This window comes from Candidatus Izemoplasma sp. (genome assembly GCF_982632705.1).
In genome coordinates this window covers 1-10,938 of the sequence record NZ_CEXEES010000053.1, presented here as the reverse complement: position 1 = coordinate 10,938, position 10,938 = coordinate 1, and the positions used below count along the sequence as shown (strand labels likewise).

Here is a 10,938-nt window from a genome sequence, read left to right as displayed (position 1 = left end):
TGATAATTGTTGGTGGTGGACCTGCGGGATTAAGTGCTGCAAAAATCGCTGCTGAGAGTGGTGTAGAATCACTTATTATTGAAAGAGATTTTAAATTGGGCGGACAACTGGTCAAGCAAACACACATGTTTTTTGGATCAGAGAAACAGTATGCAAAAACAAGAGGGATTAATATCGCAAAAATACTAATAAATGATGTAAAAAAGAATGATAGTATGATTACTGTGATGAAAAATACAACTGTAGTTGGTATTTATTCAGACAAAGTACTAACTATACTAAAAGGTGAAAAATATTCAAAGTTAACATTTGATGCTTTAATTATTGCAACAGGAGCAAGTGAAAAATTCTTAACTTTTGAAAACAATGATTTACCGGGGATTTATGGTGCTGGTGCAGTGCAAACATTGATGAATGTGCATGGTGTTTTACCAGGAGATAAAGTAGTAATGATTGGCTCAGGGAACATTGGTCTTATTGTTAGTTATCAATTACTACAAGCTGGTGTTAAAGTATTAAAGGTATTAGAGGCTTCTCCATTAATTGGAGGATACAAAGTTCACGCTTCTAAACTCAAAAGATTAGGAGTCGATATACTTACAAAACACTCAATCAAAAAAGCAGTGGGAAAAGATAAGTTAGAAAAAATAGTTGTGAGCAAACTTGATGATAATTGGGATTTTATTGATGGTTCTGATTTCGAGATTGAAACTGATTCATTATGTATCAGTGTAGGACTAAGTCCTATGGGCAATCTATTAAGCATGTTGGGAGCTGAAATGAAATACATAACAAAACTTGGTGGACTTGTTCCAGTCATAGATCATCACCACGAAACTACAATAAAAAACATTTATGTTGCAGGTGATGTTTGTGGTGTAGAAGAAGCAAGTAGTGCCATTGTGGAAGGGTACCTAACTGGACTACTGGTCAGTGAAAGATTAGGAAGCAAACATCATAACTTTGAAAATCTCTATGATGATTATAACAGACAACTTCACAATCTTCGTTCAGGACCATTTGGTGTCAGAACACTTGAAGGATTAGAAGAGTTGAGAGGTGAAACAAATGTTAAATAAGACAGGCGTTCCAACCTTAGAACAAGTTAAATCAAGATTCCCAGAGAATAATCATTTAAAAAAGCATAAGGCAATAACTGAATGTTACGAAGAGATTCCATGTAATCCATGCAGTACAAGTTGTCCATTCAATGCAATTCATATAGGTGAAGATATTAACACGCCACCTAAAGTTGACTTCAATAACTGCATAGGTTGTGGTATCTGTGTTTATAGTTGCCCAGGACTTGCAATAATTACTGTGGAAGAGCATGATGATCATTTACGATTCAAAATACCGTATGAGTTTGTTCCTTATCCAATAAAAGGGGAACATTGGAACGGGATAAATCGTAATGGTGATATTATTACAGAAGTAGAAATCATAAAAGTATCTATAAATGAGAAATATGATAAAACAGCTTTGATTGAAGTGAAAGTGCAAAAAGAATTTCTCCATGAATTCGTTACTATAAGGAGGAAACCATGAATAAGCAAAATATAATGATTTGTAGATGTGAAGATATTAGTTTACAAGATCTACATGATGTTTTAGATGAAGGGTTTACTTCTTTAGAAGAAATAAAACGCATATTAAGAGTTGGTATGGGAGCATGCCAAGGCAATACATGTAATTTACTAGTTCAAAGGGAAGTCGCTAAATTCCTAAAAATACCATTATCAGAAGTAAAAACACAAAAGGTTAGACCTTTAATCACGGGTGTAAAATTAAAATCTATAGTGGAGAATGCCGATGAAAGCTAATATAGTAATAATTGGTGGTGGAATTAGTGGTGTTAGTATTGCATACAATTTAGCGAAAAAAGGTATGAAAGATATAGTAGTTTTCGATGATAATTACATGACTGGCGGAGCAACTGGACGTTGTGGAGCTGGTGTTAGACAACAGTGGGGAACACTGATGAACTGTAAACTTGCAAAGATGAGCGTTGATTTCTTTGAAACAGCTCAAGAAACATTGAATTATCATAGAAATGTAGAGTTTAAGCAAGAAGGTTATCTGGTTGTATCAACAACCAAAAAAGAAGACGAGATGAGTAAGAAGAACGTCGCACTTCAAAATAGTGTCGGAATTCCTACTGTAAAATTATCACCTAAAGAAGCACTTGAAATAGTTCCGCATTTAAATATTGAAGAAGTTGTGAGTGCTACTTTTTGTCCTACAGATGGACATCTCAACCCATTCTTAATGACTGATGCGTATTATCAAGCTGCAAAAAAACTAGGTGTCAAATTTTATTATGAAGAAAAAGTAAAAGAAATAGTAATAGAGAATAAAGTAATCAAAAAGGTTATCACAGAACATCATGAAGTTGAAACCAGTAAAGTTGTTAACGCAGCTGGTGGATACAGTAAAGAAGTTGGGTTAATGGCAGATGTTGAAATACCTGTATATAGTGAAAATCACGAAATACTTGTAACAGAGCCAACAGAAAAAATCCAAGGACCAATGGTAATTAGTTTCAGTAAAAATATATATTGCCAGCAAGTACCACATGGGAGTTTCATTATGGGTAGAAGTAACCCACTAGCTCTTCACAACCATGATATTGGAAGTACACACGATTTCTTAGATGAAATGGCTAAAACCGCTGTGAATCTATTACCTCCACTTGGAGAATTAAGAGTTGTTAGACAATGGGGTGGAAGTTATAATATAACTCCAGATAGACAACCCATCATTAGTGATACCGATCAATGTGATGGATATTACATGGCTGTTGGATTTAGCGGGCATGGATTTATGTTTGCTCCAGTGACAGGATTACTACTAAGTGAAATCATTCTTAAAGAAACACCAACAACAGATATCGAGAAATTACACATAGATAGATTCAAAAATCAAGATTTACAATCCTACGAAACAAACGTAGTATAGAAAAGGAGATATATATGGGAGTATATAGTTATAAAACAGAACCCTTATTAGATTTTACTAACAAAGAAGTATTATCTAAGTATCAAGATGCATTAAACCTTGTAGAGTCATATATGGGAGAAACATACCCGATTATTATTGATGGTGAAAGAATTGAGACTGGAAATATCTATGTATCAGTAAATCCAGCAGATAAAGCAAAAGTAGTTGGGAATATTCATCAGGCAACATTAGAAAATGCAAAATTAGCAATGGAAGTTGCTCTTAAGAGATTTGAAGAATGGAAAAAAGTAAAAGCGTCTACTAGAGCTGATGTACTATTTAAAGCAGCAGCAATTATAAGAAAAAGAAAATATGAGTTTAGCGCATTAATGACTAAAGAAGCAGGTAAACCTTGGCCAGAAGCTGACGCAGACACTGCTGAAGCAATAGATTTTCTTGAGTATTATGGACGTCAAATGCTTCAATTAGAAGAGAGTGACAAAAAAACAAAATCAAGAAGAAACATTGAACGTAATGTATTTAAGTATATTCCACTTGGAGTAGCAGCAGTTATTACTCCTTGGAACTTCCCACTTGCAATATTAGCAGGAATGACAACAGCAGCAGTCGTTGGTGGGAACACAGTATTATTAAAACCAGCAATAACAACACAGGTTATCGCATATAAATTTATGGAAGTGTTAGAAGAAGCTGGTCTACCAAATGGTGTAGTGAACTTTATACCAGGTGATGGACCTGAAATTGGTGAATTTATTGTTCAACATCCTAAAACAAGATTTGTATCATTCACAGGTAGCAAATTAGTAGGACAAACAATTTACGCAGAAGCAGCTAAAACAAGACCAGGGCAAATCTGGTTGAAAAGAGTAATAGCTGAAATGGGTGGGAAAGATGCAATTGTTGTTGATAACAGTGCAAACGTAGAATTTGCAGCTGAATCAATAGTTAAATCAGCATTTGGATTTAGCGGACAAAAATGCAGTGCATGTTCAAGAGCAATAATCCATGAAGATATATACGAGGACGTTGTAGAAAGAGTAAAAGTGTTAACAGAAGAACTAACAATGGGGAACCCAACGGATTTCAATAATTTTATGGGTCCACTTAATGATGATAAAGCATTTGATAAAGTTAAGAAATACATCGAAGTAGGTAAAGAAGAAGGTAAACTATTAACCGGTGGAACAGCAGATGATTCAAAAGGGTTCTTTGTGGAACCAACGGTATTCATTGATCTAGATCCGCAATCAAGATTAATGCAAGAAGAGGTATTTGGACCTGTATTGGCGATGACAAAAGTAAAAACTTTTGAAGAAGCTTTAGAAGTTGCTAACAATACTGAGTACGGGTTAACAGGTGCTGTTATCTCTCAAAATAGAATGCATCTAGAAATGGCAAAAGAAGATTTCCATGTTGGAAATTTATATTTAAATAGAAAATGTACAGGTGCAATTGTTGGATATCATCCATTTGGAGGATTCAACATGAGTGGTACAGATAGTAAAGCTGGAGGGCCAGATTACTTACCACTTCATATGCAAGCAAAGACAATCAGTGAAATGCTATAAAAACACTTCTAACGAAGTGTTTTTTATTTATTATGATATATTGTCAATTTATAGTAAAATAGTATTTGGGTGATAGTATGGTTACAAAACACGTATATACTAAAGACAATTTAAAAGTGCTAGGAATCGTTATTAGATCAAAAAGAATGGAACTTGGATTGTCTCTAAGAGATTTATCAGATATAACAAAAATATCTCATACTTTAATCAGTAATATTGAAAAAGGGAAGCAATCTCCAGCAAGTGATACATTAAGAGATATCCTTAATGCATTAGAACTAGAATTTTATGATTCTGAAGATTTATTGAATAATATGACAGATTTAAGTGTTAAGATGATGGTTGCTCTTATTAACCAGGAGTATGAAGATGCAAAAGATGTATATAATGAACTTCATAATAAAGAAGAACAATATATGTATAGTCCTCAATTAATCAATTATATTATTGTGAAGTATCTATACTTTGCACAAACAAATAAACAAGATACTGATATAGAGAAAGTTCTTGATCACTACAGCAAAATGATTGAGTTCTTTAACCCTGTTCAAACTCAATTATTCAATTATATCCAAGGTTTAAACCACTTGAATAATGAAAGATACAATAAATCTTTAATAAACTTTAACAACGCATTGGGAATTGGAAACAAAGAATATGATGTTTTCGTCAAACAATATCTTGTTGTGGCAAAAGTGAGACAGTATCAATTCATGGATGCATATAAGATTGCAAAAGAGATAATAAGTGAATTTGAAGCTAGAACTATTTATTTAAGATCGATGCAAACGAAACTTCAAATTGCTAGAATATACTATGTAATCAATAAAACTGAAGATATTGAAAGAATTCTAAGTCAAGTGAGACAATTCGCAAATAAATTCAATATGGTCGATTTAATCGAAGAATGTCTTTTGATTGAAGCTGCAGTACAAATTCGAGCAAAAGAATATACTAAAGCTGAAGAAACGATAGACAAAATGCCGAATCAGGAATCAATCCCAGTGGCGTTACATAGATTTAAATTGGCAAGAGTACAAAATCAAATTAGTAAGATGCTTAAACTTTATGGAGAAATCATGGAATATCCTGAAGTGAAAAGACATTACAAAGTTCCTAAGTTTATCAAGATGCAGGCTATGCATAAAATCCCTGCTCTATATGATGAAGAAGAGTACTTAGAAACAGTGAATGAATTGTGTGATCGTGCAGTGGAAAATAACGATCAAGATGTAATTGGAATTGCCTACAACTATCTACTTGATTTTTATCATACTAAAAGACAGTACAAAAAAGCGATGGAAGTGGCAGAAAGCTTTTTACAACATAAGAGAATTTTACAAAAACTATAAATTAGAAGGTGCTTTTCACCTTAAAACGTTTACAAACATATAAAAATGACATTTAAACGAGGTTTTACTGTTCTTGTAAAATAACAGTAGGGTCTTGTTTTTTAATGGATTTTGAGCGATAATATTTATGGATGAAAACAGGGACGGATTAAGAACGGGTGCTGAGGTAAATGGCTAATTGCTAGGAAAGAATTTCTTTGGGATAGGGGCCTTTATTAATCTGACATAATGGATCGAACGACATAGTCGTTCTTTTTATTTACACAAAATAAAAAAGGACCTTTTTGAGGTCCCTTTATTTTATATTTTTTCTCCTGGTACATAACATGTATGAAGTAATTCATGTGCTTTTTTACCATATGGTTCTCCTAGGTAATCATCATATAGTTTTAATACCATTTCATTTTCATGTGACTTTCTTCTTGGTGTAGCTTTGTCAATTTCATAGATTGCAGCTTGGCGTTTCTTAATAACATTCTCGTCACCATGGTGATAAGGTTGTCCACCACCACCAATACATCCACCAGGACAAGCCATGATTTCAATAGCGTGGAAATTAGCTTTACCAGCTTTAATATCTTCTAATAATTTACGAGCATTTCCAAGACCGTGAGCAATACCAATTTTAAGATCTAAATCTCCAATTGTAACTGTTGCTTCACGTATTCCTTCTAATCCTCTTAATTGTTCAAATTCAATTCTTTCAAGAGTTTCACCTGTGATTAATTCATATGCAGTACGAGCAGCAGCTTCTATAACTCCACCAGTCGTACCGAATATTGCACCAGCACCAGTTGATTCTCCTAAGATACTATCAAATTCACCATCGTCTAGATTTGTGAAATCAATTCCAGCTTCTTTGATCATATGACCAAACTCACGTGTAGATAATACATAGTCTACATGTAACTCTTCTTCTTTAGAAAGTTCAGTTCTTGCAGATTCTGCTTTTTTAGCAACACAAGGCATGATAGAAACTACTTTTAAGTTTCTTACATCAATATCCATTTTTTCAGCGTAATATGTTTTTGCAATGGCACCTAACATTGTTTGTGGAGATTTACAAGTTGAAGGAACATCTAATAATTCAGGGAATTGATGTTCAAAGAATTTAACCCATGCTGGACAACAAGATGTTAGCATTGGTAATGTTCCATTGTTCTCGATTCTATGAACAAGTTCTCTTGCTTCTTCCATAATTGTTAAATCTGCACCAAAGTTAGTATCAAACACTGCGTTGAATCCAAGTCTTCTTAATGCAGTAACTAATTTACCAGTACTAATAGTACCTGGTTCTAATCCAAACATCTCACCAATCGCAACACGAACAGCAGGAGCAACTTGAACTACTACATGGTTACGCTCTCTTGATAATGCTCTCCATACTCTTGAAGTGTCATTTCTTTCTGTAAGAGCAGCAGTAGGACATACAGCAACACATTGTCCACAGTATGTACAAGATGTATCTACCATATCTAAATTGAATGCAGGAGCAACAACAACATCAAATCCACGTTTGATTGCGCTAAGCACACCAACAGTTTGAACTTCGTTACACATTGTTTCGCAACGTCTACACATAACACATTTGTTAGGATCTTTCACGATACTATTTGAAGTGATATCTAATGGGTAATCCATTTTGATACCTTTTGCATGTATTTCTCTAATGTTTAATTCTTCGGCAAGAGATTGTAATTCACAATCTAAGTTCTTTTGACAAGTTAAACATTCAAATGGGTGATTACTTAATAATAACTCTAAGTTTGATCTACGAGCATTGATTGCTTTTAGACTATCTGTTTTTACAGTCATACCTTCATATACTTTTTCAGCACATGATGGAGATAACGCAGAACGACCTTCGATTTCAACAACACATACTCTACATGAAGCAACTTTGTTTACTACACCGAAATCTGGTAGTTCTAAGTGACATAAAGTAGGGATATCTACTCCAACTTGTCTAGAAGCTTCAAGTATTGTTGTTCCCTCAGGAACACTAAGTTCTTTATCATTTATTTTAATATTAATATTATTCATTATGAATCCTCCTAAGGCTTAGTGATTGCATCAAAACGGCAAGCGTCAAAGCAAGCTCCACATGCAATACAAGCACTTTCGTCGATAATATGAGGTACTTTTACTTTTCCAGTAATACATTCTACAGGACAAACTCTACTACATTTTGTACATCCTATACATTTATCCTCAATGATTTTATATGATTTTTTGATTGTTCTATTAGCATATGCCTCGTATTCTTCTCTAAAGAAGTGAAGTGTAGATAATACAGGATTAGGAGCAGATTGCCCTAGTCCACATAAACTACTGTTTTTAATATTATGTGCTAAGTCTTCTAAGATATCTAAATCCTCAGGACAACCTTCTAAGTTTGTTAGACGTTCTAATATTTCAAACATACGTTTTGTACCAATTCTACATGGAGTACATTTACCACATGATTCATCTTGAGTGAAATCTAAATAGAATTTTGAGATTTCAACCATATCATCATCTTCATCTAATACGATCATTCCACCAGAACCCATCATAGAACCAATAGATTTTAATGATTCATAATCAATAGGAGTATCTAAATGTTCTTTTGTGATAACTCCACCACTAGGTCCACCAGTTTGTACTGCTTTGAAGTCTTTACCATCGATAATTCCTCCACCAATATCAAATACGATTTCTCTTAGTGTAGTTCCCATAGGAACTTCAACAAGTCCAATGTTATTTATTTTTCCAGCTAAGGCAAATACTTTTGTACCCTTACTGTTTTCTGTTCCGATACTACTAAACCATTCTGCACCATTTAAGATGATAGAAGGAATATTAGCAAATGTTTCAACATTATTTACAGATGTTGGTTTGTTTTTATATCCTTGCTCACTAGGGAAAGGAGGTTTTTTACGAGGTTCACCACGGTGTCCTTCGATAGAATTAATTAATGCAGTTTCTTCACCACATACAAATGCACCTGCACCTAATCTGATTTCGATGTCGAAATCAAATCCTGATCCAAATAAATCTTTTCCTAGGAAATTATATTCTCTAGCTTGTTTGATAGCAGTTTCTAATCTATGGATTGCAAGTGGGTACTCAGCTCTAATATAAACAATACCTGTGTTTGCTCCCATAGCGAATCCTGCAATTGCCATTGCTTCTAATACTGAATGAGGGTCACCTTCTAATATTGAACGGTCCATGAATGCTCCTGGATCTCCTTCATCAGCGTTACAAATTACATATTTTTCAGGTTCAGCTTGTTTTGCAGTAAGCTCCCATTTTAATCCTGTAGGGAACCCTCCGCCTCCTCTACCACGAAGTTTTGAATCTTTCATAATTTTAACTACTTCTTCAGGAGAGTTTTCAGATAGGACGATAGCCAATGCTTCATATCCTCTAACAGCTATATATTCACTGATGTCTTCAGGGTTAATGAATCCACAGTTTCTTAATGCTATTCTCATTTGTTTTTTGTAGAAGTCCATATTTTTATGTTCTTTTACTTTTTTATTGTCTTTAGGATCATCAAATAATAATCTTTCGACAACACGACCTTTTACGATGTGTTCTGTTATTATTTCTTCAATATCATCTAATTTAACTTTTACATAGAATACGTTATCTGGTTGAACCTTAATAATTGGCCCTTGTCCACAAAATCCAAAACAACCTGTTTTGATTATTGTAACTTCATTTTCCATGTTTAGTTCTTTGATTCTTGATTTTAATTGAGTAACCATTTCGTTTGAATCAGAAGCGATACAACCTGTACCACCACAAACCAATAATGTTATACGTTCTTTCATTATTTCACCTCAACTTTTGTAAATGAAGCGATTAGTAAGTTTTCATCAAGATAACCTTCTTTGATAATTACCTTCTCAACCAATTCAGATACTCTGTTTTCAGTTATTTTTCCATATATTAACGGTTCGCGACCTGGCATGTTCACTTGAATAGTTGGTTCAAGTGAACATTGTCCAAGACAACCAACGCTAATAACTTTTACTTTGTTTAATTTTTTCTCTTCAATTATATTTAGTAACTCATTAAAAGTGTCTCTTGCTCCTGCAGCAATTCCACAAGTACCCATACCGATTAATATCTCAGTAATACCACTAGTAGATTCACCTTTTTCTCTAAGTTCAACAGACTCTTGTAATGATGCACGTAATTTTCTTAGTTCATCTAAACTTTTAATTGCCATTATTTTCACCTCGATAATTATCTAAAATACCTTCAACCATGTTCTCTTTTACATGACCGTATACTTTTTCACCAACAGTCATTACTGGTGCTAAACCACACGCTCCAATACAACGAACATCTCTTACTGTAAATAACTCATCTTTAGTTACTTCATTCTTTTGTACATCCAATGTTTTTAGTAGTTTATGAAGGACTTTCTCAGATCCTTTAACATAACAGGCTGTACCCATACATAAACTGATTACATGTTTACCAGTTTTCTTTTCAGTGAAGTAAGAATAAAAACTTACAACCCCATTTACTCTAGCAGCATCAACCCCAACTTTTCTTGAGATATACAGTTGCAGATTGTGTGGTAAATACCCAAACAGATTTTGTGCTCTGTGAAGAATATTGATTAGGCTACCATTTGGATCCTCAGTATTCTTAATGTACTGATCTAATTCCAAAAGTAAATCCTTATCTAACTCGTTCATATTTAAATTTACATTACTCATAACATACTCCTTTCAGACTAACACTTATACTTTTATGCTAACTTGTAATAGTTCATTTTTCAAATTACTTTTTTTGACACTTAATATTACCACTCGCAATAAGAAGTTGTAAACGAATTTCAACATACTTAATAATAGTTTTTATAAATACTATTTTACGTCTTAATAAAGACCTTGAAAGGGTGTGTTATATCATTTTTTTTATTTTCTTTATTTAAGCATATTTTCATTATTATCTTGAAAGTGCTTACTTTATATTTTGTTATTTATAATTGTTGAAATATTATTATAAACAATGGTAAATTATATACATTTTAAATTATAATATTACTTGAT

General features: G+C 33.4%; 10 protein-coding genes. 6 read left to right on the top strand and 4 right to left on the bottom strand.

Annotation, left to right across the window (positions count from 1 at the left end; all coding sequences use genetic code 11):
• Positions 1-2: 2 nt before the first annotated feature.
• From AC2LE6_RS07070 to AC2LE6_RS07045, 6 genes are all read left to right on the top strand, one after another.
• On the top strand, positions 3-1,079 hold the full coding sequence (locus AC2LE6_RS07070) for an NAD(P)/FAD-dependent oxidoreductase (RefSeq protein ID WP_484478566.1): 1,077 nt from the start codon (positions 3-5) through the stop codon (positions 1,077-1,079).
• On the top strand, positions 1,069-1,548 hold the full coding sequence (locus tag AC2LE6_RS07065; protein WP_484478565.1) for a 4Fe-4S dicluster domain-containing protein: 480 nt from the start codon (positions 1,069-1,071) through the stop codon (positions 1,546-1,548). Before AC2LE6_RS07070 ends, AC2LE6_RS07065 begins: the two co-directional genes overlap by 11 nt.
• A complete protein-coding gene (locus tag AC2LE6_RS07060) occupies positions 1,545-1,823 on the top strand; it encodes a (2Fe-2S)-binding protein (protein WP_484478564.1) in 279 nt (92 codons plus the stop codon). The genes AC2LE6_RS07065 and AC2LE6_RS07060 overlap by 4 nt, the downstream gene beginning before the upstream one ends.
• Positions 1,813-2,958 carry an NAD(P)/FAD-dependent oxidoreductase gene (locus AC2LE6_RS07055; protein ID WP_484478563.1) on the top strand — a complete coding sequence of 382 codons (1,146 nt, stop codon included), beginning with the start codon at positions 1,813-1,815 and terminating at the stop codon, positions 2,956-2,958. The genes AC2LE6_RS07060 and AC2LE6_RS07055 overlap by 11 nt, the downstream gene beginning before the upstream one ends.
• A 14-nt stretch (positions 2,959-2,972) precedes the next feature.
• The gene (gene pruA / locus AC2LE6_RS07050) at positions 2,973-4,529 is read left to right on the top strand and encodes an L-glutamate gamma-semialdehyde dehydrogenase (RefSeq protein WP_484478562.1); all 1,557 of its coding nucleotides are present in this window, start codon (positions 2,973-2,975) and stop codon (positions 4,527-4,529) included.
• A gap of 77 nt (positions 4,530-4,606) precedes the next feature.
• On the top strand, positions 4,607-5,881 hold the full coding sequence (locus AC2LE6_RS07045) for a helix-turn-helix domain-containing protein (protein WP_484478561.1): 1,275 nt from the start codon (positions 4,607-4,609) through the stop codon (positions 5,879-5,881).
• 300 nt (positions 5,882-6,181) lie between these two features.
• On the opposite strand, the gene AC2LE6_RS07040 is transcribed toward AC2LE6_RS07045, so the two are convergent.
• Genes AC2LE6_RS07040 through AC2LE6_RS07025 form a run of 4 tightly spaced genes read right to left on the bottom strand, consistent with a single transcriptional unit; the run spans position 6,182 to position 10,602 of the window.
• On the bottom strand, positions 6,182-7,924 hold the full coding sequence (locus AC2LE6_RS07040) for an NADH-dependent [FeFe] hydrogenase, group A6 (protein WP_484478560.1): 1,743 nt from the start codon (positions 7,922-7,924) through the stop codon (positions 6,182-6,184).
• An 11-nt stretch (positions 7,925-7,935) separates the two neighbouring features.
• Positions 7,936-9,702, bottom strand: coding sequence for an NADH-quinone oxidoreductase subunit NuoF (nuoF, locus tag AC2LE6_RS07035; RefSeq protein ID WP_484478559.1), 1,767 nt, complete (start codon positions 9,700-9,702; stop codon positions 7,936-7,938).
• Positions 9,702-10,103 carry a (2Fe-2S) ferredoxin domain-containing protein gene (locus tag AC2LE6_RS07030; protein WP_484478558.1) on the bottom strand — a complete coding sequence of 134 codons (402 nt, stop codon included), beginning with the start codon at positions 10,101-10,103 and terminating at the stop codon, positions 9,702-9,704. Before AC2LE6_RS07030 ends, nuoF begins: the two co-directional genes overlap by 1 nt.
• Complete coding sequence (locus AC2LE6_RS07025) at positions 10,093-10,602, bottom strand: NADH-quinone oxidoreductase subunit NuoE family protein (protein ID WP_484478557.1); 510 nt, start codon at positions 10,600-10,602, stop codon at positions 10,093-10,095. The genes AC2LE6_RS07030 and AC2LE6_RS07025 overlap by 11 nt, the downstream gene beginning before the upstream one ends.
• Between the last annotated feature and the right edge of the window lie 336 nt (positions 10,603-10,938).